Genomic DNA, 24733 nt, shown 5'->3' with positions numbered 1-24733 from the left:
ATTAAAACGACCAGCGCACGCCCGCGTTGTAGCGCCAGCCTTTCGCGCCGTTGCCGTCGATCTCTTTGCGGTAATCCGCTTCGGCGTACAGCGCCACATCCTTATTCACCGTTGCGGTGCCGCCCACGCCGACATCCCACATTTTGCCGAACTTGCCGCTGTCGAAGGTTTCACCGCCGCCAACATCCGCCGCGCCGATCTTCGCTTTTGCGGTGCCGCCCCAACCCTGCGTGTAATTTACGCGCAGATACGGCGTGTACTGATTCGCGCTGCCGTCCTGCCAGGTTTTATCCACGCGCGCGCCGACGCGGCCAATCGTCTGTCTGTAATCGTCGTAGGAAACGCGGGTGTTATCGCGGTCGGTGAAGCTGTCCATCTTCATTTGCAGCCAGGTGATCTGTGCCTGCGGTTCGATGCGCACGCCGCCGCCCAGTTCCAGCGGATAACCCGTCTCAACCGAAGCCGTCCAGCCGTTGCCTTTTGGTTTGGCGACATCTTTCTGCCGTGCAATGTCAGTCGCGCCGCGATGCCAGCCCCAGCTCAGCGAGCCATCCACGTAAAATCCGCTGTCGCGAAGCCATGTGCCGTACAGCGAAAGCGTGTCGCTGTCGAAGCTGGTCGAGCTGTAGCCATCTGCTGCGTGCGGGAGAATACGCGTGTTGCCGCGCGTATAGGCCACGCCGCCGCGCAGGCTGCTGTCCGCGCCATCCACGCGAATGACGTTGCCGCCGAGCTGCACCGCGCTGTAGTCGAGATCGAAGTCGTACCCGTAATGGCTGACGCTTTGACTGGTCTGGTATTTCAGGTTGGAGCCGATGTAGCGGATAAACATCTCGCCGCCAACCGCATCCGGATTTGCCTGCTGCTGGCGCAGTTCACCGAGGCGTTTATGCAGATCGTCGGTGATTGCCAGCGAGTAATAAGCCAGGCCAACCGGCGCAGAGATGTAGGACGGCACCTGCGGCGTGACCGCCAGACGCGCAACGCTTTGTGCGCTGCCTGCTGTCGGCTGGCACAGGCTGCTGTCTTCGCACACGAAGACGTTCGCCAGTCGATAATCCCACACGCTGCGGGCTGCGCCATTGCTGCCTGGTGCGAAGCTGTATAAACCGTATTGCCACGGCCCGGATGCGACATAGCCGCTTTTCAGCGCAAAGCTGTTGGCATTCGCGCTACCGGAAACCTGCGCCAGCGAGACGCCTTCGTTCGCAGTGATCGCGCCATCGCCGTTGCTGTCGAACAGCGGTGCTCCCGCGAGTTTTGCTTCAATCTGCGTCACGCCCGATGCCGCGCCATTCACCAGCACCACATCGCTGCTGGCCGCTGTGGCGTTCAGCTTGACGCTGCCGCCCACCGATACCAGTTCGCCGTCAATCGTCAGCGTATTCGCCGCCGTGTTGCCGCCGTTGGTGAGATCCAGGGTGCCCGCATTATTCACCACCAGTGAATCGCGGGTTCCGCCCTGCAACAGCGGATGCACGTTGTCACCCGCGTAGAGCGTACTTCCCGCATCCACGTTAATCGTGCTGTGCGCCAGTTTGAGGTTGTCGGTTAACGTCCATTGTGTGTTGTGGAAGTTCAGCGTGCTCCAGCCCGAACCCAGATTGGTCCCTTTTGCCGCATCATCGCTGGCGAACGAACCGCCGCGAGCCTTGAGTTCGCTGAGATTGAGCGTGCTGCCCGCGCCATTTTCCGTGGTGATGTGACGCGTATCAGCCAGACTCACCTTCTGCACCGTGGCCTGATTAGCTGCGCCGCTGCCCATCGTCAAACTGCCTTTGATGGTGCCGCCGGTGACAATCAGTTCATCGCGTCCGTTGCCGGTGTTCACATCGCCGACCACCGCACCATCCAACAGCGCAATGACGTCATCGGTCGCGCCGCCTGCCACGACAACCTGATCAGGGAACGGCGCATTAATGATGCCTTCATTGATAAACACCGTTTGCCCGCTGCGCAGATCGATCAGCGGCGCAACGCGACTTTGTGAGCTGATGGTGCCCAGGTTAATCACCTGGCTGGCGGTTTTGGTGACAATCGCCGAGCCGCCGTTCGCCGCCTGAATATCAATTAGGCCCTGAGAAATCACGTTGCCGCGGGTGTTGGCGATCACGCCATTGCCGGTTCCTGTTACCACAATCGAATATTCCGGCCCAATCACCAGATCGTTGCTGGTGGTTGAGCCATTGGCGTTTTCAAAGCGATAACCGGTGCCCGAACCGCTAACGTTAATTTGTGCACTGCCAGCGGAATTGAATGAGGTGGCCGAGCGAATGCCGTTACCGTTTGCGACCTCTAAACGCACGTTATCCAAATTGATGTTCGGTGTTTCGGCGCGGTTGTTGATCGCGCTGCCGCTGCCGTACGCGCCGATAGTGATGTTGTCAGCTTCGAACCCATCCGCGCCGACATCCAGCAACAAGCCGTCGGCGCTGCCGTTGGCCTGCATCTCGCTGTAGCCTTGGCCGTCGCCGTAGATTTTCATCCATGCGCCGCTGCCGACGCGCATTGCCGCAATGCCATCATCGACACGCAACGAGCTATCTACCGGCACATATTGACCGTAACCGCTGCTGACATCGATGCCGATGCCTGACGCAATGTGCATGCTGCCGCGATTAATGAAGTTACCGCCGTCATGCACGCGCGCGCCGATGCTGTTCGATCCGCTGAGATCCACCACGCCTTGATACTGGTTAAACTGGCGCGCACCCCCGCTGACATCAAACGCCGTCGCGTTTACGCCGTTGCCGCTGATGGTGGAGGCTGCGTAGATTTCCGTTTCGTCGCCGCTGGCAATCGCGGCAGTGGTATTTTCACCGCTGAGCGTAATGCCGCTGCTGATCACGCCCTCGGCGCGGTTGCTGGCATTCATTACGCTGGCACCTTTGCCGCTCGCGACATAATTGTCGGTGCTGGACACTTGCGTGCCTTCACCACTCAGCACAATGCCGCGACTATTTTCACCGCTGAGCATCACGTTGCCGGGTGCTTGCGTGTACAACCACGCGCCATTACTGATGTCATACAACGTGGAATTCGCGGTGCGCACATCCACATTGTTGCCGTTGCTGATTAATTGCGTGCCCTCATCGGCAGCGCGATAACCGGTTTGATTCGGGTCGTTGAAGGTGATGCGGCTGTCCGCGCCAAAGGTGATTCGACCGCCTAAGAATGCGTTGGCGCCCATCGCCTCTTCGCCATACAGATTGATGGTGCCGTTTTGGTAGATGCGCGCCAGGTAGTTGCTGGCCACCAGACCAACGGTGGTGTTCAACTCAAAACTGTCGCGGTTGTAGATGTTGATGGTGCCGCTGTTGGAGATTTCGGTCAGCGGGGCGCTATCGAGGCGACGCTGCAAACCATAGGCATACAGCGCTTGCCCGCGCAGCGTCATGTTGATGGTGCCGCTGTTGGTCACCTTCGCACCGTCCTCCGCGTAAATACCCGCGCTGTCCTCGCCGGTAAAAGTGATGTCGCCAGTGTTGGTGAGCTGACCTAAATTGCGGGCGATTAAGCCGATTTGGAATCTGCCGCTACCGTATATCTCAGCATGGTTGGTGAGATGCGTATCGGTATTGAATCCGTGTTCGAAATCAATGGCCACGCCTTGCAACGTGTAGGCTAAGCCATCAACTTCTGCTGCCAACACGCTAGAACCATCAAGGTTTAAGCGTGTCGCGGCATCAATCGTCCCTTGCGCGCCATGCGCAATTTTTAGCCCGGTGCCCCCGATGCCGCCGTTTTCCCCATTGCCAATATTTAGCGTTGCGCCGTTAGTATTAACCTGGGTTCCCACGCCGCTGCCATACACGCCCGTTGTCCCCCTTTCGTTCATGGAAAGGGTTAAACCGCGACCATCAAATTCCGCGCCATCCTCCACGCGGAAAATCGTGCCGTCGACAACCGATGTCGAGAAGCTGCCGTTTTTCGGCAGGTTGATTTTGGCGTTTTGGCCTTTGGTGTAGAAACTGATTTGCCGTTCCAACCCCCAGATATCGCGCGGTCCGGCAACCGGAATCGCGCTGGCGCTGACGTTCACCGTGGCGTTGCCTTCGGCGCGAATACCGATCGCACCGTTACCGCCAAGCTGAATCGGTCCGCTAACGTTGGCGACGGCCTTACCGCCCTCTTCGCCGATGACCCAAACGGCAGTGTTGTTATCGGTTGTGCCATATTGGCCAGTATCACTGAGGATGTTGATGGCACCGCGAGAATAAGCTTCAGCGCTTTCGCCCCCGTGGGCGATGACTTTGAGGCCGGTGCTGTTGTAGCCGTTGAGGTTGATGGTGCCCGCTTTGCCATTGCCGACATTGCCGCCGCTGCCGGAATCAACCACCAGCATGCCGATATTCTCGCGCGGTTGCCCTTCAACCGTGCCGTTCACATCGATGACACCGTTATTGCGCGCGATGGCACTTGAACCGTATTGAGCCAACATGCCAACGGCATTTTGCACCAGCGAGCCGATCACGATACGGCCATTGTTGACCACGCTGGAACCGAAAAACGCACTGATGCCAGTGACGCCACCACTGAGATTTACCGCCACATCGCTGGATGTATCTGTTTTGCGATTTTGCGGCGTGCGCCCGATGTAAATCGTGCCGTTTTTGGCATTCGTAAAATCGCCGGTGACACTCACGCCATCGGTGCCCCAACTGCCTACAGTTTCAGTGACACCGATATTAATGTTGCCGTGATTAGTCGCGCGCGCATCGTAGATCGAAATCGCCTGACCGGGGCCATCGCCGGGTTGGAAGTTGATTACGCCATAATTGCTAAAGCGGCTGCCGTCGCTGACAAGCACGCCGCTTTCCCCACTGCCGATAGTGCTGCTATCCACACCTTTGCCGTTAGCGTTGTTGAGGAACCCGGCATTGATCACACCGTTGTTACGGCCACGCGCGTTATTTATTAACTCTAAACCTGTGCCAGTACTGGCGAGCTTGCCATTAATCAACGCTTTCGCGCCACTGCTGGCGCGCATCACTGCGCTGTGGCTATCCAACACTTCCAGAGTTTTACCACGATTGATTTTGACGCTGGCATTCGGGCCATCGGCGCTCAACACCACCTGATCATAAATCTGTTGCGTCACTTCATCGTCAACGTTTTTAGCCCCCATGCGATACACCAACTGTGCGTCACGCAGGCTGAAGGCTTTGTGGAATTCGGCGTTGTAGTTATAGGTGCTGAGATTGGCGAGGGTAACCTGCTCGATAAGCCAGGCATTGTAGTTTCGTAAATCATTGATATTGTTGATTGTGAAAGACGTGATGCCACCATCCAGGGTGATAACGCTAATTTCACCGGCATAATCCACCACGCTTTCGGCAGTGTACACCAACTGATCGTCGCTAAAAGGGGGCGTAGCCGCGGTAAAAGTGATGCGATTATTCGCGTTCCAGTCGAGATGACCTTTATTGGTAGCGGTAAACAGTTGGCTTTGTTTGGCCGCCATCGACCAGCTATTAGTAGCGGAATTAGCCGCTGCGCCATGTACACCAATATCGATATTTAGCGTGCCATTGCTGACGGAACCGATGCGCGCATTAATATATTGTTTGTCGTTTACATCATAATAATCTGGCACTACGGTATCGAGGCCGACACTCGGTAAATCCACTAAATCAGCGGTGTTATAAACGTCGTACGTTGTATATGTCCAATCCTCGTAATTCGGTATTTGAATGGTGTAATTCTGCTGGCCTATTTGCAGACGCTGCTCGCCAATTAGGTTGTCATGAATTATTCGACCAATATTTTGTAATTCCTCAAACGTCACCGTGGTTGCGCCGCTTTCACCGGGCGCGAATTGTGGTAATCCGCGCAGCGTTTGCGTCGAACCATTACATAAGCAATAAGCCCCGACTTTATTGTCATTAATTTCAGGCGTATAAGGCTTTAACTCCGCCGCCCACGACAGTGAGATAGGGAACATCAAACCTTGCGCCGCCACAAGGCTCAGTAACACCGGATTTAATTTGTACACAAAGTATTCCTCAACAGAGAAAGACAACGCGCGCAACGGCGCTCCGCTGCGCTAGAAGTTAAGTCGCTGATATAATTTGTTTCAGAAATTTAATGTTTGGCATCTGGTGTAATGAGTATCTACGTAGTGCGCGGAAAACGTCTAGTTTGAGTTAAGGAATTGTGAGACCGAAAAAGAGATTTAGGAATTTGGCCAGGAAAAGTAAATATATAAATGGACCTCATTATAGAAATTGAGCTACTCCCTGATAATTCATACAGAAAGCTGTTAGCAATGTTCGCTCCTCGCTTATAGTTGCCTTCTAAACCCTACCTTTTGCCAGCTTTCCGCCAGGAGAACACCATCCCCCTTCTCTTCATTACCGAACGAAACAGATGACGGCCAGTCATGATGTTGAGTAAGGTAAGTGCAGATTTTAAAACCGACAAGCACATTGAAATCATTTAAATTAACCCCCTCTATATCCTGCTTACGAGTGTCGCATGCTGACCGGACTTAACCACATCACCCTTGCAGTCAGTGACCTGACAAATAGCCTGAATTTTTACACTGAGACGCTTGGCTTCGCCCCCAAGGCAAAATGGGATCATGGTGCTTATCTCGCACTGGGCGATCTCTGGTTGTGCCTGTCCGTCGATAGCGTAGCGGTAGGGGGTGACTACACCCACTATGCCTTCAGTATTTCAGGGGAAGCATTTGACGGATTTGCCGCGCGATTAAGAGCATCTGGTGTCAAGGAATGGAAGACCAACAAGAGCGAGGGAAAGTCTATATACCTTTTAGATCCCGATGGTCATAAGCTTGAGATTCACGATGGCGATCTTGAAAGCCGTTTGAGTGCCTGTCGAATTAAGCCGTATCAAGGCATGGTGTTCTTCGATTAGTCAGCTACACCGACCCGCTTTTGCGTTGAGGATGAATACATGAGCCCGTTTTATCAGCTTGATGCCACTCGCCTGCGTGGGCAGTTCATCTCCATGGCCGATTATGCGGGCAGTCCGTTCAGGCGTTTTGCACCGATAACCACCCCAGAGAAAATGGAAGCCGCTATCCTTGCTGCGCTGTAAGAGACTTCATCAGCCTTGTCCTCTGCTCCAGTACGCCATGAAACTGACGTTCTCACTGGCAACATGTCGCTCACTGACCAGATATCGCCGGATATGTTTTACAGCAGATGATTCCGCGGCTATCCAGCCATAAAACCGGCTGCCTTCCGCCTCAGCGCCATGCCATAAAACATCTTCTTCAACTTCCCTCCCCTCCTTCTGATCTGCACTCAGGGCGTAATCAGGGATATGCACATGCGCCTTAACCGCGTGCAATAATGCCGCGCCGTGGGACGTTTTTGTGGTGTCTCGCGGCAGCCAATACACTTCAGCAAACGCATATTCACGCCAGTCGAGGCAATCCTCTGTCAGCGGGACTTCCTGGAAAATCTGTAGCAAAGGCGGCACAGACATTTTTGCCGTCTGTTCAAGAATCCCTTTCACCGCTGGCAGAGCGGTCTCGTCCGCCACCACCAAGGCGCGCTCCACTCTGGAACCGGGTCTCCACTCATACCCGCCGCTGTCAGCAGTATGTTGTTTATTGGGAGCGACAATCTGTAGGGCATCTCCGGGCTTGGCGCTAATAACCCAAGCCGAAGCAGGCCCTTCTGTACCATGGACAACGAACTCAACCTCCATAAGACATTTGGCAGCATTGACGTGGCGAAGCGTGTAGGTCCGCATTGTCGGCCTTTGCTCGTGCGGAAGCGCTTTAATTTGCTCCCACCAGTCGCCGGTTGCCGTCAATGCAGAGGCTACGCCCTTGACCGACGGAAAGAGTATTTTGATCCGCTGATCGGGCCCATCCATCTTCATCCTGCCCACCTCTTCGCCGGTGAACACGCAACTCACCAGCGAAGGAGAAAGCCATCTCTTCTGTGAAAGAACAACATTGAATACCTGGTAACTGGGAATGGTCGCCATCTCTTTTCCTGATGCTTATCGCGCTCAACGCGAGTGATTGTCACCTGAGATCACCCAAGAATATTAAATTTTCATAATCATTGAAAACTGCGCCAGATGCCAAGGTCGTTGATGATCGTTATCCATGCATCTACTCCCCCGGAAATTCAGGCGTTTTAAGACGCACAAATTGTTATGAATCCGTCTGCTTTGTGCACCTGAGTGTGTGTAAATATTACAATTTTGGTTGTAAGTGTAAATGAAATGATTATCATCGCGATAATCATTCTCATAAATATGATGAGGATAGCTTACTTATCATAAGGTTTTAATATTCACCGAATCGGGTGGCTGTGACTGCGCTGTACCCATACCAGATAGCCCGAAGGTGAACACCGACTCTGTCTTGAACACTTCATCGGAAGAAAATAAAAAAATGAAACAGCCGTATCTCTGGTTATTAAAACCTTGCCTGCTCGCCATGCTCTCTTCAGGCGCCTGGGCTGAAGAGTCTAAAGACGATCAGATGGTGGTCTCCGCCAGCCGCACACACCGTAGCGTGGCGGAAATGGCGCAAACCACCTGGATTATTGAGCAGCAGGAAATCGAACAGCAGGTGCAGGGCGGTAAGGAGCTGAAGGAAGTCCTCGCACAGCTCATACCCGGCATGGACGTGAGCAGTCAGGGGCGTACCAACTACGGCATGAATATGAGGGGGCGCTCAATGATGGTGATGGTCGATGGCGTCCGCCTCAACTCATCACGCAGCGACAGCCGCCAGCTGGACGCTATCGATCCCTTCAACATTGAGCGCATTGAAGTCATTTCAGGGGCAACCTCACTCTACGGCGGCGGCAGTACCGGCGGTTTAATTAATATCGTCACCAAAAAAGGCCAGGCGGGCACCGAGGCTGAATTGCAGACTGGCCTCAAAAGCGGTTTTAACAGCCATAACGATCACGACGAAAATATCGCCGCTGCTGTCAGCGGCGGTAATGATAACGCCTCCGGACGTCTGTCGGTTGCTTATCAGCGTTATGGCGGCTGGTATGACGGTAAAGGCAATGAGGTGATCATTGATAATACCCAGACCGGACTGCAGTACTCCGACCGTCTGGATATCATGGGCACCGGGACGGTAAATATTGATGAGCATCAGCAACTGCAGCTCACCACGCAGTACTTCAAAAGCGAATCAGACGGTAAGCACGGGTTGTATCTGGGTGAGAATTTCTCGGCCGTAACCGGTTCTGCGACGGCTTACAACGCAGGCAATCTCAACTCTGACCGCCTGCCTGGCACCGAACGCCATCTGATTAATCTGCAGTATTCCAATACCGATTTTATCGGCCAGGACCTGGTGGCACAGATTTACTATCGTGACGAAAATCTCACCTTCTACCCCTTCCCTACCCTCAGCGGCAATCGCGTCACCAGCATTGGCGCTTCGCAGCAGAAAACGGATTTTTACGGCGGCAAGCTGACCATCAACAGTAAACCGACCGACGCCCTGACACTGACTTACGGCGTGGACGCTGAACACGAAACTTTTGATGCCAATCAGCAGTTCTTTGACCTGAACACCGCGGCACAAAGCGGCGGGATGACGCTGGAGAACGCCTATAATGTCGGTCGTTATCCTGGCTACAGCATCACCAACCTGGCACCGTTCCTGCAATCCAGTTACGACTTTGATGCCATCACATTAAACGGTGGCGTTCGTTATCAATACACCAAAAATAAGGTCGACGATTTTGTTGGCTATGCGCAGCAGCAGGCGATAGCGACAGGTCGCGCAACTTCTGCTGACGCGGTGCCCGGCGGTTCAACTGATTACAATAATCTGCTGTTTAATGCTGGGATTCTGGGCCGCATCACCGAACGTCAGCAGGTCTGGTTCAATTTCTCACAGGGCTTTGAAATCCCTGATCTGGCCAAATATTACGGTTCCGGCACTTATCAGTTGGCGAACGGGCATTACAACCTGACCAACAGCGTCAACGTTAATGATTCGAAGCTGGATGGGATTAAAGTTGATGCTTACGAGCTGGGCTGGCGCTTTACCGGTGATAATCTGCGCGCGCAGCTGGCGGCCTACTATTCGCTCTCGGATAAGACCATCAGCATCAACAAAACCGACATGACCATTAATCTGGAAGACGATAAGCGTCGGATTTATGGCGTAGAAGGTCAGGTCGATTACTTCTTCAGTGACAGCGAATGGAGCACGGGCTCAAACTTCAACATCATCAAATCAGAAACGCGCGTAGACGGTAAATGGGAAAAACTGACCATCGACAGCGCCAGTCCATCCAAAGTCAGCGCCTGGCTGAACTGGGCGCCAGGCGACTGGAACCTGCGCGTTCAGAGCACACAAACATTCGATGTCTCCGATGCAGATGGCAAGAAAATCGAGGGTTATAACACCGTCGATGTGCTGGGCAGCTACAGCCTGCCTGTGGGTAAACTCAGCTTCAGCGTAGAGAACCTGCTGGATAAGGATTACACCACGGTGTGGGGCCAGCGAGCGCCGGGCCTCTACAGCCCAACCTATGGCGATGCAGGACTCTACACCTACAAAGGCCGGGGTCGCACATTTGGTCTGAATTATTCGGTTGTGTTCTGAGGTTAGACAGGCGCCGACAGAGGAACCTGCTGCGGCCCTTCTACCCAACATAAATTCACTCAGGTTAAATTATCGGCATCTATAGCACTGGCTATCAAACTTAGCCATAGCTATAACATGTTGAATTTTAAGGTTTTTTATTCTTTTTTTTGTGGCAGGATAGCGACCTCTTAAAAAATTCACGCTTTCCCCCTTTGAAAGCGCACCCTGAGATTCGTTATGAGCTTCTACGCTGTCATCATTCTGGCCTTTGGCATGTCAATGGATGCCTTTGCCGCCGCCATCGGTAAAGGCGCCTCGCTGCACCGCCCACCTTTCAAAGAGGTGCTGCGCACCGGTCTGATTTTTGGCGTTATCGAAGCCATCACACCGGTTATCGGTTGGGGCATTGGTCTTGCCGCAAGCCAGTTCATCATGAACTGGGATCACTGGGTGGCATTTACGTTGCTGTTCGTGCTCGGCGCCCGAATGATTGTGGAAGGGATTCGTAAAGAAGCAGAAGAGCCCGCAGAGGCACCTCGTCGTCACGGCTTCTGGTTGCTGGTGACCACCGCAATTGCCACCAGCCTTGACGCGATGGCGGTGGGCGTGGGCCTGGCCTTCCTGCAGGTGAATATCGTGGTGACGGCACTGGCAATCGGTGCGGCAACTACCGTGATGGCTGCCAGCGGCATGCTGTTGGGCCGTTTTCTCGGCGCGAAAATTGGCAAGTGGGCTGAAATCCTCGGCGGCGTGGTGCTAATCGGCATCGGTAGTTCGATCCTCGTCGAGCACCTGGGTCTGCTTAACTAAGTACATTAATCCAGAACCTCTTAGCATTCCTTTGAAGGGCGCGGTTTTTCCGCGCCTTTTCTATGAGACGTTGGCCAACATCCCCCATAAGGGCCGACTGTAAGTTATCTCAATAACGTTATAAACAAGCTCACATCCCGCCACGGCAAGCAAAAAGAGCGATGACGTCATTGCTATTTTCCTGTTATGCCTGGCTGGCATCCATTTTTTCACGGTCAGGATGTAGACCGTCAGTATGGCAAAGTCGAAAATCATCCAGACCAGACTCAGCGTCAGAATACTGGTGGTGAAATCCTGCGTTACGGCAATGAACTGAGGAAAGAAAGAAACAAAAAAGAGGATGTCTTTCGGGTTAGACACTCCCGTAACAAAGCCGCGAAGAAAACTTCCCCGGCTCTGCGCACCTGTCCCGGTATCCGTTGTTCCTGCCTCGGGAGTGCTGAACAGACTGTGCAGTGCCGCATATCCGATATAAACACAACCCGCCAGTCCGAGAAAACTCAGCCAGGCCGGAGACAGAGAAATCACCCCCTTCAGCATCAGTGTGGCCACAGCGATAAGCATGAGGGAAGCCCCGTTTGTGCCAACAGCAGTGGCAAATGCGCTCCGGTATCCATAACGGGCAGCGGTGCCGGAGATGAGCGCCACAACCGGGCCGGGCGTGAGCAGCAACATCATTACTGAAATAATATAGGCGCTCAGGAGTGGCACATTCATTACGGTGTTTTTTCCTTAGGTATGTTGACGATCTAGACGGCACGCTTGCCCAGATTTAACCATTAACTTTTTCGGACAGGATTATTCACTCACGTAGAGCGGTTGAAAAACGGATAAAACTCACGCTTAATGTGAGTAAAACTCACATTGGAGTTTCTGATGTCATTACCCCCTCTTTATGCCCTGCGCGCTTTTGAAGCTGCCGCACGGCTGAATTCCTTCAGTAAAGCTGCAGATTTACTCAATATAACGCCGGGTGCGGTCAGCAGGCACATACGCACGCTTGAAGCGTGGTTTGACTGCGAGCTTTTCATGCGAAACGGGCCACGCGTTAAAGTGAGTGAGGCTGGACGTACTCTTGCGGGACAGCTTACCGAGGGGTTTATGAGCATAGAGCAGGCCTGTAATGCCTTTAAAAGTCATAGCCAGTTTCTGCGTCTCAAAGCCCCCTCAACGCTGACCATGCGATGGCTTCTTGACGTGCTCAACGATTTTCGCAAAAACCATCCGACCCCACAGATCGAGATAACCAGCGTCTGGATGGACACGGATGAGGTAGATTTCAGCCGCGAGCCCTACGACTGTGCAATTCTGCTCGGTAACGGTCATTTTGGTGAAGGGACAGAGAGCAGGCTGCTTTTCAGCGAGTGGCTGATACCCGTCTGTTCTCCTGCGATGCTTGTCAGCGCCCAAGAGTCTCTTCCTGACTGCGAGCTTATTCATCCGTCTCCGGACCGTCGTGACTGGCGGAGGTGGCTCAAGAAGACGGGGCGTTTTGCGGGACTGAACATCAGTGGAGGGAAGGTATTCGACACGCTGGAGCAGGGAAATCTTGCCGCCCTGAGCGGACACGGCGTTTCGGTCGGCGACCTGCTCCTGAGCACTGACGCGATAAGAAGTGGTTTGCTTTGCCTGCCTTTCCCGGAGGCAGTGGCAACCGGAGACGGATATTATCTGGTGTGGCCAGAAAATTCCGCCATAAAGCAAAACGTTGAAATGCTACTGAACTGGCTAACTCGTCATACTCCACTGTTTCAGGAGGAGAGCCTGATTTACCTTCAAGCCGGCGAAAAATAAATTTCATGAGCGAGGCTGGCTCAATGAACATTATTTGTTGTGGCGGTATTTCAGTTTTGACCTGTTCGAGGTTGAGCAATAAGCCATTTTCCATTTGTAGCAAGAAAACTGCAGACGTCCGCTTCGCTCATGGCTGCCCCACCCTAACGTCTTGATGGGCAGTTTCGTGCCAAGAGCGGACGTTGCTAACATTTACAAATCTGCGGGGAGCAGGTCTGTTCCCCGCAGATTTGTATCAGTGTTTATTCAGGTCGGGCTGAGAGCCTTCAAAGGACAGCGGCTCTTTTTCCCATCGGTTAATGACCAGTGGAGCTACAACGTTTCCCAACACGTTAAGGGTCGTCGTACCACTGTCGATAATACGGAATATTCCGGCTATCAGGGCAACAGCATCAAGGGGCAACCCCGCAGATGCCAAAGTGGCGGAGAGGATCAGAATGGCGAACCCGGGTACACCCGCAGCCCCTTTCGAGGTCAGCACCATCGTCACCACTAAAATGACCTGCTGCATCAGCGTCAGATCGATACCATAAAGCTGAGCGACGAATATGGTTGCCACGCCGAGAAATATCGAAGCGCCGTCAAGATTAAAAGCATAACCGACGGGCACCACAAAGCTGACGATCCGCCCCGGTACGCCATAGCGTTCGAGCTTGTACATCAGCTGGGGCATCACTGCTGCAGAAGCGGCGCTTGAAAATGCCAGCACCAGTTCCTGACGAAAATGCTTTATAAGCTTAAAGACGTTTTCACCAATTAGCGCACAGATTCCGCCCAGCACAATCAGGGCAAATAAAAGTAGTCCCAGATAGACAGTGCCAATTAGCTTAAGCAGCGGCAGAAGAGAGGCAAAACCGAACGTAGACACCGTGGCACCAATCATGCCGAACACGCCAACCGGCGCATAAGCCATGACGATCGACACGACCCTGAACATGCCATCGGATACGCTCTGCAGAACGCCAAGGATCGGTGCCGTTTTGTTTCGCGGGAGGCCATTAAGCGCCAGGCCGAACAGCACGGCAAAGAACAGAACTGACAGCAGTTTACCCTCAGAAAGCGCGACAAACAGGTTATCAGGCACGATATTCTGCAGAATAACCAGAGCACCGCGCGCTGGCTCCATCTTCATGTGCCCGTCGCCGTGCGCCATTCCCTGAATACTGGTGCCTTCGCCGGGGGAAATAAGGTTAGCCAGCACCAGTCCAAAGATGATGGCCACTCCCGTCACGGTAAAAAAATAGCCGAGCGCCTTCACGCCCATTCGACCAAACGACTTGTTGTCACCGCTTCCGGTTATGCCCAGAATCATGCAACAGAAAACAATCGGCACCACGACCATTTTCATCATCTTGATAAAGATGTCACCAAGCGGCTTGAGAATTTCATGGCTGACCCACTGCTGATATTCAGGGTGCGTGTTGAAGTACCATCCCACAATAATTCCAAGTACAAGCCCAATAACGATTTGCCAGACCAGTGTTATTTTTGTCATGACGCCCTCTGATTAAACAGGGCGACCCCTGCCGGAAATCGACGGGAGCCACAATTTGTATATTCGGGTGAAAAGTAGGCATGGCACGGCCTGAGACCGTGCTCGTGTGATTATTTTGCGAAGAGCTGACTCATATCTTTGAACGCTTTGAATTCAAGTGCATTACCGCAGGGATCGAACAGGAACATGGTGGCCTGCTCACCGACCTGCCCTTTAAAGCGAATATAAGGCTCAATGACAAACTTCGTGTTAAACGATTTGAGGCGCTCTGCCAGTGCCTCCCACTCATCCCATTTCAGGATGATGCCAAAATGCGGAACGGGCACGTCATGGCCATCAACAGAGTTTGAATGAACACTTTCCTGTGAGGCCGTTTTAGGATGCTCGTGAATGACCAACTGGTGACCATAGAAATCAAAATCCACCCATTGTTCACTAGATCGTCCCTCATTCAGACCAAAAACTTCACCATAAAAATGGCGCGTCGTTTTTAGATCGTATACAGGGATGGCCAGATGGAAGGGAGAAAGGCTCATGTGTGTATCCTCAAAATAATTATCGCCAACTGGCGAAGCGTGTTCGGGTTTAAGAGGGGCAACGTTTCACGCAGTGCCTGAGGACAGGCTTTCTTAATGTTTAACATTGCCGTCACAAATGAGCTTATGAATAATTTATATTGATTAAAAACAATATTAAAATATGAATAGTACAATTTATTTTTGTGATTAGGATGGGCCCATGATCCGTGAACTCAAAACATTTTTAATGGTGGCGAAAGAGGGAACCTTCGCTGCAGCGGGGGATAAAATCGGGCTGACACAGGCTGCCGTAAGCGCGCAAATGCAGCGGCTTGAGGCTGATTTAGGCTTCCCCCTCTTTGACCGGTCAGGAAGAAATGCCCGGCTGAATCAAAAGGGTCTGCAACTTGTCACTCAGGCGCAGGAGCTGCTGTCTCTTTATGATGGCCTCGGCGAGCGTCTGGATAGGACCGCTCTGGAGAGGACGGTTACGGTAGGGGCTATCGCTTCAGTACAGCGAACACTGCTACCCGACGCGCTGACGTCGTTCTTTAAACTGGGTTCAGCCTGCCGTGTACGCGTCATTCCGGGGCTGTCGATGGAACTGATAAATCTCGTTGATGCCGGCGAAATAGACATGGCAGCAATACTCAAACCGCCTTTTCCCCTGCCGCCGGGACTGAGGTGGAGCGCGCTGGCGCACGAACCGTTCCACCTTATTTTGCCGAAGAATGTTGCCGGCGACGATATCGCTGAGCTGCTGACCAGCCAGCCATTTATTCGTTACGATCGTTCCTCCTTCGGTGGGCGCCGGGTCGACCGTTTTCTGCGGGAAATGAATTTTGTGGTGAAGGAAATTTGTGAAGTAGACGAACTGGAAGCCATTTTCAAGCTGGTGAGCAACGGCGTGGGCGTCGCACTTCTGCCCCAGACCAGCGCCTGGCGCCGGTGGCCTGCAGCGGTGAGGACGTTAAGTCTGGGTAATAACGTTTTTTATCGTGACGTCGGACTGATTCACCGACCGCTGGACAAACTGGATGATGAGGTAAGGCGCATTTCGGAACACATTATTACGCTGGCCAGGCATGATCCGCGTGGCCAGAAGAGGGATTAGTTGTGACGGGTATTTCAGCCCTGCGGAGCGCCGGGTGTGTCTGAAGGGACATCCGGAACCTCGAGTACATCGCCAGTGGTGTAGAAATGTCCGCCGGCAATATAGTGTAGGCTTCGCCAGTCAGAAGTCGCGTGCTCAAACTGCCAGTGTCCATCCCTGAAAATGCGCGTATCAGCCCACGCAGCCTTTATCTCGCCAATGAACAAATCATAGGCCTGCTGGTTATGCTCTTCGGGTATAAGCTCACAGTAAAGCCATGCGGCGCACCCTTTAACCAGTGGCGCATCCACGTCGGGCAGGTTAAAAAGCGTCGCGCCTGAACGGACAAGTTTTTCCTTATCGCTGAACATGGATTGTGAGCCCAGTTGATGCACCAGCGAAGCCTGTGATGCGATCGGTACCTGAATCACAAAGTGACGGCTCTGTTCAATCAGTTTTCGCGTGAAGGTCGCCTTATCAAGGACAACGGTTAACCGGGCTGGCCCATAATCCAGCGCACACACCCATGACGCAGCCATTACATTTTTCGTTCCGTCATGCTGTGCCGAAACCAGCGTTGTCGGGCCATGATTGATCAGGCGATATGCCTTTGCAGGTTCAACAGGCTGGATGTAATCATTCATGTTCAGGCGGTCCTCTCAGGCTTCACTGTTGCTGCAGATAATCGGCCAGGCTTTTGTGACCTGACATGATGAGATCCATAACGACCTCTTCTATCTTCTGCGTTTCGTGGCGTGAACGGGCTTCAAAACTGGCCTGCCACACAATGACTGTTTCATTTTTTCCCGTCAGCGGGATCAGGCTTACCGTAGCAACATAATTGTCCACCTCCAGCGGAGATTCAATAAACCGGTATGAAAACGACAGGTTGTCTTCATCAAGCATAAGCAACTGTTCACGCAGAACATCGCCATTGCTCAGTACCAGACGGCGCTTACAGCCCGGAAGGCCATCGGGCTGGTTTTCTTCTATTTCACTACTGCTAATGGCCGGATGCCATTCACTGATGCGCCCGAACTGGCTGAGGGTTTGCCATACCCGGTGAGTATCTGTTTTAACAACAGCATTAAATTTTACTACTGACATCACTTTTTCCTTTTTAATAAATTCAGCGTTTACCCGTCATTTCTCCGGCAGTAACGATCTTCACGCCCTGCGGAGCGGAGAGGGTGGCCTCCAGCAGATGTTTAGCTATTTCAGCCGCAGGGTTGAGCTGCCATCGGCGCGGTAAAATGGGTGCGAAAAGGGTTAACGCCAGTTTCAGCGCCGTTTCAGCCGGGCGAACTTCCGTTCTTGCACCACCAATAACTCCCGGCCGGACGAGCGTCAGAGAAGTGAATTGCTCGCGTACCAGAGCCTCCTCGAGATCGCCTTTTACCCGGTTATAGAAAAAACGGGAGGACGGATCGGCTCCGGTTGCAGACGTCAGTGCAAATACAGTCGCGCCGTGCGTTCTGGCAAGCCTGGCTAACGTCAGCGGGTACTCGTAATCGACCTGACGGAAGGCCTCGTGGCTGCCGGCCTGTTTGATGGTGGTTCCGAGCGCGCATATAACGGCGTCCACATGCCACAACGGGTCATCCCGGTCAGGTGCATCAAAATCAATCAGCATATTGACCAGCTTTGACCGATTGGCTAAATACAGCGGCAGCGGTTTTCTTGTCGGAGCGATAACCTTACCCACGCCAGAGCTGGCCAGAGCCAGCTCCAGCACATGGCTTCCGACGAGTCCGGTTGCACCCAGCAGCAGCAGTTTTATTCCGGGATGAGATGATGGGCCACTCATGAAATATCAGCCTTCAAACTGATGATAAACTTTGGCAATTACCTGCCAGCGCCCATCGATTTTTATCAGGGTCAGATAGTCGTTGTAATCCGCCCCAATAGCATCCTGTTCCATATCGACCCTCACAACGGCTGTGGTCGGGGTAATAGCGAGCACATCCAGCCGGGTCATGATCTCAGGCGCGCTGCCATTTTCACGAACAAAATCGTAGAGGTTTTCAACCGGGCCGCCCAGCAGTTTGCCGTTGGTAAAACCATACATTACGGCGTCTTTATGGAAGGCTTCCGCCACCGTTTCAGCGTTACCGATCCGCAGCCCTTCAATATATTTGCCTGCAGTTTCAATGACGGCTTTATAATCTGCGGTGGGCACAGCTTTAATATTTTTGTTCATCTTCATTTCCTCTTTTACCAGCCCGCAGATATTGCTTGCGGGCTGTATCAGTGAGCTGACGGAATGGATATCAGGATGTGACGTGGGTATGGTAAATCTTGCTGACCACGGTCCACTGGCCGTTCACCTTCAGGAGGTTGAAAAAGTCGGTGAAGCGAAAGCCTGAAATGTCATCGGTATCAATGCGCGCGCTGGCTGCTGTCCCGACGATATCCACGCGAACGATAGCGGCCTTCGCCTCGGGGGAGGGGCGGAAGTCGCGATCAATAACGTCATACAGCCCCTGAATGGGGCCGCCAGTGAGGTTACCGTCGCCGTCAACGCCAAAAATGGTGGCCTGTTCATCAAAAGCGGGCTTCATGACCTCGCTTTTAGCCTGTTTACCGCCCTCGTTGTACTGATTAAGCACTGCAACAATGTCGTTATAATCCTGCACATAAGTTGTGTCGTTCATAGGTTTTTCTCCGTGTAAATACAGCGGGTATCCGTTCAGATACCCATCTTTTTTCTGATGCACCGTTGCAGCAGATAAAGGAGCACCATGCCCAGTGCCGCGAGAGCCGCGCCGGTTTGCACACTGGTGTCCTGCATAAATTCAAGCGGGGAAAAATCACCCCGGAATAATGCATTCACGTCTGATACGGCAGCTCCCGCGCCGGCATAGATAAAGGTTCCCGGAACGAGGCCAGGCACCGTTGCCGCCATATATTTTTTAAACGATATGCCGCTGGCACCAAGACCGTAATTAAGCGGCGCAAACGGCACGACCGAACTCAGGCGGAGCAGCAGAACCAGCACGGTGCCGTTGTGCTGCGCCAGTGTCTGGCCTCTCTTCAGGTAGCGACTCTTCGCAGCCGCCCGTGATGCGAACGGAAAGAGGCGACTTCTGGCCAGCCCAAAAGCCAGCGCTGAAGAGGTAATGCCTCCCAGCAGCGCCATCAGCGTTCCGCCCGTCACGCCAAACAGCAATCCTGATAGTGCCGTCAGAAGCGCAGCTGGAAGGAAAAGCAGCGTTCCAGTGACAAAAGCGATGAAAAAAATTCCGATACCCAGCGCGCCCGCGGACTGCAGGTAAAGACTGAGGCTTGCAACAGATTCAATCACACGTCCGCTCTCTTTTTGTAGTGCTCACTAAGTAATTCTATTATTGTATAGTGATCACTATGTAAAGTGTCAAGCGATCCATTGAGAGACCCGAAATGAAAACGTCAGGCGAAAATACAGCCATCAAAAAACCCAAGGGCAGACCGAGGAGTTTTAATCGTGATAAAGCGCTGATTAGCGCACTGGATATTTTCTGGCGAAAAGGCTACGAACCAGCATCTGTCACCGAGTTATGTCAAGCGATGGAAATTAATCCGCCCAGCCTTTATTCCGCCTTCGGTAACAAAGCAAAACTGTTTCTGGAAGCCGTGAGTTATTACGAAAAGGTTTACTGGAAAGCAACCTGGGAAAGGCTGGAAGAGGTCGAAGATATTCATCAGGCCATTGATAACTTCTTCAGTGAATCAGCTGATATCCTGCTGTCCCCCTCTGCGCCGTGCGGTTGCATGGTAGTGCTTGCTGCTATCAATGTTTCGCAGGAGTCCGCCGATGTGGTCCAGGCCGTCAGCGCGCTCAGGCAGGAAGGAAAAGACCTCTTCGATAAACGTTTACGCAGGGCTGTACGGGAAAAGCAGTTACCGCCAAACACGAATACCGTCGCGATGGCAACCGTTCTGAATACATTGCTGGAAGGGATGTCGATAGAAGCCAAAGACGGCGCCACGCTACAGAGCCTTAAAATGATTGGACAGCACGCCCCCCGATTACTGCCAGTGAACAAAAACTGATCGCACAAAATGCAACTCAGATAACTAGACGACTGGTCAGTTTTTAATTTACAGTATCTGCATTATGAAAAAACAAGCGACTAACGTGCGTCAGCACATCATCGATGTGGCAAGAACGCTGATTACCCACAAAGGCTACAGCGCCGTCGGACTGGCAGAAATTGTCAAAGCCGCCGGGATCCCAAAGGGATCGTTTTATTACTACTTTCAGTCAAAAGAAGAGTTCGCTGAGGCCTTACTGGAGCACTACTTTAGCAATTACCTTATTCAGGTAGATGAACAACTGCGCGGAGCAGAACCCGCCCGCGAGCGACTGCTGCGTTATTTCTCATTCTGGAAAACGACACAGGGTGCCGATCTCCCTGAAAGTAAGTGTCTTGTCGTCAAGCTTGGTGCGGAAGTGTGTGATCAGTACGACAGCATGCGAAGCGTTTTGGCGACAGGCACGCGTGAAATCGTGAGTAGGATCTCCGCCTGCATCCTTCAGGGGCAGCATGACGGCTCATTGTCCGGTGATGTTGATGCAGACGAACTCGCTGAAGAGCTGTACCAGTTGTGGCTGGGAGCCTCACTGATGGCGAAAATTCATGACCCTGATATGTCATTTGATAAAGCATTGAATGCCACTAAGCGGCTGCTCGTGTAGCCGCATTTTTTTTCACTAATTTACTAGCCGACCGGTCAACTATTTGGAGTGACTATGACTGATAACATTACCCGTACCGATTTATTTTCCCCAGTTACCATGGGGAAACTTCAGCTGGCCAACCGTATTGTTATGGCGCCTGTAACACGCAGCCGTTTCAGCGAAGAAGGTATTCCAGATGAACTACATGCGACTTACTATGCGCAACGCGCCAGCGCCGGCCTGATTATTTCAGAAGCAACCAACATCTCTGCTCAGGGCCGTGGCTATGCTGCAACACCTGGTATCTGGAGTGAAGAACAGGTTGCCGGCTGGAAAAAAGTCACCGATGCCGTCCATGCTGAAGGTGGAAAAATTGTCTGCCAGCTGTGGCATGTGGGCCGCTTCTCCAGCGTTGAACTGCAGCCCAACGGCGAGCGTCCTGTCGCGCCCTCTGCAATCAAGGCCGAAGGCCAGACCTATACCGTTAATGGCTTCGTACCGGTATCAACGCCGCGCGCGCTCGAAACCGACGAAATCCCGGGCATTATTGAGCAATACAAGCATGCCGCAGAAAATGCCCTGCGTGCAGGCTTTGACGGCGTGGAAGTGCACTCTGCAAACAGCTATTTGCTCGATCAGTTCCTGCGTGACTCAACCAATCAGCGTACCGATGCCTACGGCGGCTCTATTGAAAACCGTGCACGTCTGACGCTGGAAGTCACTGAAGCGGTCGTTAATATCTGGGGTAATGACCGCGTCGGCATCCGCCTGTCACCAGTGACCCCTGATGCGGGTAATACCCCACCGGACAGCAATGTGATGGCGATGTATGGCTATCTGATCCAGCAGCTGAACCGCTTTAACCTGGCGTATCTGCACTTTGTTGAAGGTGCAACGGCAACCTCACGTGAAGTGCCTGCTGATGTAGATATGGATGCGCTGAGCGCACAGTTCGACGGTCCTTTCATCGGTAACAACAACTATGACCTGGAGATGGCTGTCAGTCGTCGCAATGCCGGGATCATCGATGCCGTCGCCTTTGGCCGCCTGTTTATTTCCAACCCGGATTTAGTTAAACGCCTGCGCTATGGCGCCGAACTGACCATCGCGCCGAAAGAAGCCTACTACGGTGGTGGCGCGAAGGGCTACACCGACTGGCCAGAAGCGAATTACTAAATGTTGATGGCGGGATATCGTCCCGCCCCAGTTAAAGGAAGGAAAGATAAAATGAATTATCTGCAAAACAAAACTGCAGTTATTACCGGTGCGTCGTCCGGAATCGGTGCGGCCACAGCGCTGGAATTGGCGCGTCATGGCGTGAATATTGTTGCGGCAGCGCTGGATCAGAGCGGTCTTGATAAACTGGTCAGCGATATTGAAGCCGAAGGCGGCCGCGCTTGCGGTATGGTCACGGATGTCACCCGTCCGGAAGATACCCATGCGCTGGTTAAACATGCCGCTGAAACTTACGGTTCAGTAGATATCCTGATTAATAACGCCGGGCTTATGCTGTTTTCTGGCTGGAGCGACGTTGCCTGGGACGACTGGAATAAGATGGTCGACGTCAACATCAAAGGTTATCTGAACGCCATCGCGGCTGTGCTGCCGGGTATGCTTAGCAAAAATGACGGTCAGATCCTGAATATGGCATCCGTGGCAGGGCACCAGGTTGACGCAGGTGCCGGTGTTTACAGCGCCACCAAATTTTTCGTACATGCCATGACGGAATCTATGCGCAAAGATTTAGGCGTTAATAGGGGGATCAGAGTCAGCACCATCAGTCCCGGCGTGATTAATACTGGATGGGCGGACAAGGTAGTTGATCCTGAAGGCCGTAAAGTGGCTCAGGAACTTAATAAATTAGCCATCAGCCCGCAGGATGTGGCGAATGCGGTTGTTTATGCGCTTAATCAACCACAGAACGTCATCATTAATGATCTGATCGTTTCGCCTACCAGGCAAAACTGGTAATTATTCTGGTGTAGGCATCGCTTTTACAATGCCCCGTTGTACATAAGGTTCATTCTTAATCATGCTCGGGTCTTACCGCATTTCTCGGAAGACCCGAATTTTCAGTAAGTGCGCGCCCCCGTCTACCCTTCCCGTATTAACCCCAGCCATTCTGAATGGCCGTAGTTATTTCATCAACGAACACCCGGGTTTTAGTGGGTACAAGCTGCCCCGGTGGCATAACCGCATAAACTTCACCCGCGTCAGCTCCCTGCCATTCCTTCATCACGACCTCCAGTTTACCCTCCCGGATGGCAGGACTGACGAGCCAGTCTGGTAATAAAGCGATGCCGGCAGAATGGACGGCAGCGATCAGCAGCGACTCTGAATTGTCTGCGGACAACTGTCCACGAGGAGTGACCGTCGCTTTGTCATTTTGCTTTTTCAGTGACCAGTCAGATGACGAATAGGTTCGCACGAAGGCCAGACAGGAGTGCCCCTCAAGCTCAGCTGGAGTTTCGGGTGTACCGCGCATGGCAAGATATTCCGGAGAGGCGACGAGGATATTTTTGAAAGAGGCTATCTTTCGCGCGCGAAGCGAGCTGTCACTCAGTTTTCCCACACGAATTGCCATATCGAAACCCTCTGCCACAACATCCACAAATCGATCGATATATCTCGCGTCGAAACTCATTTGTGGGTATGCGGCCATGATGGACGGAAGCAAAGGAGCAACCCAAAGGCGACCAAAAGCAATGGGCACAGATATCCGAAGCAATCCCTGGGCACTGGCGGCAAAATTGCTTGCTTCTCTGCTGGCGCTGTCCAGCTCATCCAGTAAAGCCCTCACCCTTCGTGAATAAATCACACCAACTTCAGTTAATGAAACGCGTCGCGTTGTTCTGGAAAGCAGCTGAACACCCAGCTGGCTCTCAAGATGACTGACTCTGCGTGAAAGAATGGTCGCATCACGTCCAATCCGCTGCGCCGCATTTCTGAAACTGCCGGTCTCGGCAACGGCAATAAACGCCGACAAATCATCAAAACTCATCCTGCTAAGTGATTCGTGCATATTTCACATCTCTGAATTGCTTTTTAGGTCAATTGTCTTCCTATGGTGCACTAATTAAAATTTCCGTGTCAAAAATATCAGAGGAAACAAAGATGAAAAACTTCCTGAGTATCGGTACCGGGCCCGGAATGGGTTATGAAACAGCCGCACGCTTTGCACGTGAAGGTTTCCGTATCATCCTCAGCGCGCGTAACGTTGGAAAGAGTGAAGAACTGGCGCGCAGGCTGAAAGATAAAGGCTTTAGCGTTGAGTGTCGCAGTGTCGATGCCAGCAGCGCAGAAAGTATTGCTGATCTGATGTCAGGCGTGCAGAAAGAGTTTGGCGGCATTGACGTCATTCATTACAACGCCGCCGCCATGCGTCAGAACACCATTGACGCTCAACCGGCTAAAAGTTTTAACGAAGATTTAGCCGTAAATATTGGCGGAGCGCTCGCTGCAACTAAAGCAGCGGCAGCTGAGATGATCAAGCGTAAAAACGGAACAATCCTTCTAACCGGTGGCGGATTTGCGCTGGCACCACATCCAGAATTTTTATCGCTGAGCATCGGCAAAGCCGGTATACGCGCGCTGGTGATGGGACTGTTTGAACCACTAAAACAAGAGAACGTGCATATTGCTACTGTTACGGTATCAGCGTCAGTCTCTCCGGATTCTAAAGAAGCCCGGGATGTAGGTGAACTGTTCTGGCAACTTCATCAACAGCCAGTGGACGAGTGGACATTTGAAACTAACTACTCAGCCTAATTATTAAGCCAAGTAATTTTGCTCATTTTTTTAATGGGTAATT

22 protein-coding genes and 2 pseudogenes are annotated in these 24733 nt (G+C 52.6%); 12 read left to right on the top strand and 12 right to left on the bottom strand.

Annotated features, from left to right (window positions below):
- Position 1 precedes the first annotated feature (1 nt).
- Positions 2-5995, bottom strand: a complete 5994-nt coding sequence (locus PSSD_RS15430; protein WP_058972828.1) for an autotransporter outer membrane beta-barrel domain-containing protein — start codon at positions 5993-5995, stop codon at positions 2-4.
- Between the two features lie 482 nt (positions 5996-6477).
- Between PSSD_RS15430 and fos the strand changes: the two genes are divergently transcribed.
- The 3 genes and pseudogenes from fos to PSSD_RS28445 form a co-directional block, all read left to right on the top strand.
- Positions 6478-6879 carry a fosfomycin resistance glutathione transferase gene (fos, locus tag PSSD_RS15425; protein WP_058972827.1) on the top strand — a complete coding sequence of 134 codons (402 nt, stop codon included), beginning with the start codon at positions 6478-6480 and terminating at the stop codon, positions 6877-6879.
- 39 nt (positions 6880-6918) lie between these two features.
- Positions 6919-6990, top strand: a pseudogene (locus PSSD_RS28140) (glutathione peroxidase); the annotation flags it as partial.
- A pseudogene (locus PSSD_RS28445) lies at positions 6988-7062 on the top strand (glutathione peroxidase); the annotation flags it as partial. The pseudogenes PSSD_RS28140 and PSSD_RS28445, both read left to right, overlap by 3 nt.
- A 9-nt stretch (positions 7063-7071) precedes the next feature.
- Here PSSD_RS28445 and PSSD_RS15420 read toward each other — a convergent pair.
- Entirely contained in the window at positions 7072-7965 is an 894-nt protein-coding gene (locus tag PSSD_RS15420; RefSeq protein WP_058972826.1) for a siderophore-interacting protein, read from the bottom strand.
- A gap of 415 nt (positions 7966-8380) precedes the next feature.
- Here PSSD_RS15420 and PSSD_RS15415 point away from each other — a divergent pair, with 415 nt between their 5' ends.
- Both PSSD_RS15415 and mntP read left to right on the top strand, forming a co-directional pair.
- Complete coding sequence (locus PSSD_RS15415; protein ID WP_058972825.1) at positions 8381-10570, top strand: TonB-dependent siderophore receptor; 2190 nt, start codon at positions 8381-8383, stop codon at positions 10568-10570.
- Between the two features lie 219 nt (positions 10571-10789).
- Complete coding sequence (gene mntP / locus PSSD_RS15410) at positions 10790-11362, top strand: manganese efflux pump MntP (protein ID WP_058972824.1); 573 nt, start codon at positions 10790-10792, stop codon at positions 11360-11362.
- Positions 11363-11422: 60 nt separating this feature from the next.
- Here the strand turns inward: mntP and PSSD_RS15405 are convergent, their stop codons facing one another.
- Positions 11423-12079 (bottom strand): LysE family translocator, encoded by a 657-nt coding sequence (locus PSSD_RS15405; RefSeq protein ID WP_058972823.1) that lies wholly within the window; start codon positions 12077-12079, stop codon positions 11423-11425.
- Between the two features lie 159 nt (positions 12080-12238).
- Between PSSD_RS15405 and PSSD_RS15400 the strand changes: the two genes are divergently transcribed.
- Positions 12239-13156: a LysR substrate-binding domain-containing protein gene (locus PSSD_RS15400; RefSeq protein ID WP_058972822.1), complete on the top strand. Its 918-nt coding sequence runs from the start codon at positions 12239-12241 to the stop codon at positions 13154-13156.
- A 235-nt stretch (positions 13157-13391) separates the two neighbouring features.
- On the opposite strand, the gene PSSD_RS15395 is transcribed toward PSSD_RS15400, so the two are convergent.
- Both PSSD_RS15395 and PSSD_RS15390 read right to left on the bottom strand, forming a co-directional pair.
- The gene (locus PSSD_RS15395; RefSeq protein WP_058972821.1) at positions 13392-14651 is read right to left on the bottom strand and encodes a cation:dicarboxylate symporter family transporter; all 1260 of its coding nucleotides are present in this window, start codon (positions 14649-14651) and stop codon (positions 13392-13394) included.
- Between the two features lie 110 nt (positions 14652-14761).
- Complete coding sequence (locus tag PSSD_RS15390) at positions 14762-15187, bottom strand: VOC family protein (RefSeq protein WP_058972820.1); 426 nt, start codon at positions 15185-15187, stop codon at positions 14762-14764.
- A gap of 202 nt (positions 15188-15389) precedes the next feature.
- On the opposite strand from PSSD_RS15390, the gene PSSD_RS15385 reads away from it, so the two are divergent.
- A complete protein-coding gene (locus tag PSSD_RS15385) occupies positions 15390-16283 on the top strand; it encodes a LysR family transcriptional regulator (protein WP_058972819.1) in 894 nt (297 codons plus the stop codon).
- A 14-nt stretch (positions 16284-16297) separates the two neighbouring features.
- On the opposite strand, the gene PSSD_RS15380 is transcribed toward PSSD_RS15385, so the two are convergent.
- The 6 genes from PSSD_RS15380 to PSSD_RS15355 form a co-directional block, all read right to left on the bottom strand.
- Positions 16298-16906 carry a flavin reductase family protein gene (locus PSSD_RS15380; RefSeq protein WP_058972818.1) on the bottom strand — a complete coding sequence of 203 codons (609 nt, stop codon included), beginning with the start codon at positions 16904-16906 and terminating at the stop codon, positions 16298-16300.
- Positions 16907-16928: 22 nt separating this feature from the next.
- The gene (locus PSSD_RS15375) at positions 16929-17369 is read right to left on the bottom strand and encodes an SRPBCC family protein (RefSeq protein WP_058972817.1); all 441 of its coding nucleotides are present in this window, start codon (positions 17367-17369) and stop codon (positions 16929-16931) included.
- A 22-nt stretch (positions 17370-17391) separates the two neighbouring features.
- Positions 17392-18069, bottom strand: coding sequence for an NAD(P)H-binding protein (locus PSSD_RS15370; RefSeq protein WP_082672322.1), 678 nt, complete (start codon positions 18067-18069; stop codon positions 17392-17394).
- 6 nt (positions 18070-18075) lie between these two features.
- A complete protein-coding gene (locus tag PSSD_RS15365; protein WP_058972816.1) occupies positions 18076-18462 on the bottom strand; it encodes a nuclear transport factor 2 family protein in 387 nt (128 codons plus the stop codon).
- Positions 18463-18532: 70 nt separating this feature from the next.
- Positions 18533-18916 (bottom strand): nuclear transport factor 2 family protein, encoded by a 384-nt coding sequence (locus tag PSSD_RS15360; protein WP_058972815.1) that lies wholly within the window; start codon positions 18914-18916, stop codon positions 18533-18535.
- A 35-nt stretch (positions 18917-18951) separates the two neighbouring features.
- A complete protein-coding gene (locus PSSD_RS15355; protein WP_058972814.1) occupies positions 18952-19566 on the bottom strand; it encodes a TVP38/TMEM64 family protein in 615 nt (204 codons plus the stop codon).
- A gap of 95 nt (positions 19567-19661) precedes the next feature.
- On the opposite strand from PSSD_RS15355, the gene PSSD_RS15350 reads away from it, so the two are divergent.
- The 4 genes from PSSD_RS15350 to PSSD_RS15335 all read left to right on the top strand — a co-directional run bounded on the left by PSSD_RS15350 (position 19662) and on the right by PSSD_RS15335 (position 22893).
- Positions 19662-20294: a TetR/AcrR family transcriptional regulator gene (locus PSSD_RS15350; RefSeq protein ID WP_058972813.1), complete on the top strand. Its 633-nt coding sequence runs from the start codon at positions 19662-19664 to the stop codon at positions 20292-20294.
- Positions 20295-20358: 64 nt separating this feature from the next.
- A complete protein-coding gene (locus tag PSSD_RS15345; RefSeq protein WP_058972812.1) occupies positions 20359-20940 on the top strand; it encodes a TetR/AcrR family transcriptional regulator in 582 nt (193 codons plus the stop codon).
- Between the two features lie 54 nt (positions 20941-20994).
- Entirely contained in the window at positions 20995-22098 is a 1104-nt protein-coding gene (locus tag PSSD_RS15340; RefSeq protein WP_058972811.1) for an alkene reductase, read from the top strand.
- A gap of 51 nt (positions 22099-22149) precedes the next feature.
- A complete protein-coding gene (locus tag PSSD_RS15335; RefSeq protein ID WP_058972810.1) occupies positions 22150-22893 on the top strand; it encodes an SDR family oxidoreductase in 744 nt (247 codons plus the stop codon).
- Positions 22894-23029: 136 nt separating this feature from the next.
- Here PSSD_RS15335 and PSSD_RS15330 read toward each other — a convergent pair whose 3' ends face one another.
- On the bottom strand, positions 23030-23923 hold the full coding sequence (locus tag PSSD_RS15330) for a LysR family transcriptional regulator (protein WP_201023822.1): 894 nt from the start codon (positions 23921-23923) through the stop codon (positions 23030-23032).
- Positions 23924-23931: 8 nt separating this feature from the next.
- On the opposite strand from PSSD_RS15330, the gene PSSD_RS15325 reads away from it, so the two are divergent.
- Entirely contained in the window at positions 23932-24690 is a 759-nt protein-coding gene (locus tag PSSD_RS15325) for an SDR family NAD(P)-dependent oxidoreductase (protein WP_235589238.1), read from the top strand.
- Positions 24691-24733 lie beyond the last annotated feature (43 nt).

This window comes from Type-D symbiont of Plautia stali (genome assembly GCF_001485335.1).
Taxonomy (GTDB): Bacteria; Pseudomonadota; Gammaproteobacteria; order Enterobacterales; family Enterobacteriaceae; genus Pantoea; species Pantoea vagans_C.
Note: the sequence above shows the minus strand (reverse complement) of the source record. Positions and strands in the feature narration are given on the sequence as shown.

Coding starts and splice junctions, on each gene's coding strand:
- fos (WP_058972827.1), top strand. CDS start 6,478: ATGCTGACCGGACTTAACCACATCACCCTTGCAGTCAGTGACCTGACA.
- PSSD_RS15420 (WP_058972826.1), bottom strand. CDS start 7,965: ATGGCGACCATTCCCAGTTACCAGGTATTCAATGTTGTTCTTTCACAG.
- PSSD_RS15415 (WP_058972825.1), top strand. CDS start 8,381: ATGAAACAGCCGTATCTCTGGTTATTAAAACCTTGCCTGCTCGCCATG.
- mntP (WP_058972824.1), top strand. CDS start 10,790: ATGAGCTTCTACGCTGTCATCATTCTGGCCTTTGGCATGTCAATGGAT.
- PSSD_RS15405 (WP_058972823.1), bottom strand. CDS start 12,079: ATGAATGTGCCACTCCTGAGCGCCTATATTATTTCAGTAATGATGTTG.
- PSSD_RS15400 (WP_058972822.1), top strand. CDS start 12,239: ATGTCATTACCCCCTCTTTATGCCCTGCGCGCTTTTGAAGCTGCCGCA.
- PSSD_RS15395 (WP_058972821.1), bottom strand. CDS start 14,651: ATGACAAAAATAACACTGGTCTGGCAAATCGTTATTGGGCTTGTACTT.
- PSSD_RS15390 (WP_058972820.1), bottom strand. CDS start 15,187: ATGAGCCTTTCTCCCTTCCATCTGGCCATCCCTGTATACGATCTAAAA.
- PSSD_RS15385 (WP_058972819.1), top strand. CDS start 15,390: ATGATCCGTGAACTCAAAACATTTTTAATGGTGGCGAAAGAGGGAACC.
- PSSD_RS15380 (WP_058972818.1), bottom strand. CDS start 16,906: ATGAATGATTACATCCAGCCTGTTGAACCTGCAAAGGCATATCGCCTG.
- PSSD_RS15375 (WP_058972817.1), bottom strand. CDS start 17,369: ATGTCAGTAGTAAAATTTAATGCTGTTGTTAAAACAGATACTCACCGG.
- PSSD_RS15370 (WP_082672322.1), bottom strand. CDS start 18,069: ATGAGTGGCCCATCATCTCATCCCGGAATAAAACTGCTGCTGCTGGGT.
- PSSD_RS15365 (WP_058972816.1), bottom strand. CDS start 18,462: ATGAACAAAAATATTAAAGCTGTGCCCACCGCAGATTATAAAGCCGTC.
- PSSD_RS15360 (WP_058972815.1), bottom strand. CDS start 18,916: ATGAACGACACAACTTATGTGCAGGATTATAACGACATTGTTGCAGTG.
- PSSD_RS15350 (WP_058972813.1), top strand. CDS start 19,662: ATGAAAACGTCAGGCGAAAATACAGCCATCAAAAAACCCAAGGGCAGA.
- PSSD_RS15345 (WP_058972812.1), top strand. CDS start 20,359: ATGAAAAAACAAGCGACTAACGTGCGTCAGCACATCATCGATGTGGCA.
- PSSD_RS15340 (WP_058972811.1), top strand. CDS start 20,995: ATGACTGATAACATTACCCGTACCGATTTATTTTCCCCAGTTACCATG.
- PSSD_RS15335 (WP_058972810.1), top strand. CDS start 22,150: ATGAATTATCTGCAAAACAAAACTGCAGTTATTACCGGTGCGTCGTCC.
- PSSD_RS15330 (WP_201023822.1), bottom strand. CDS start 23,923: ATGAGTTTTGATGATTTGTCGGCGTTTATTGCCGTTGCCGAGACCGGC.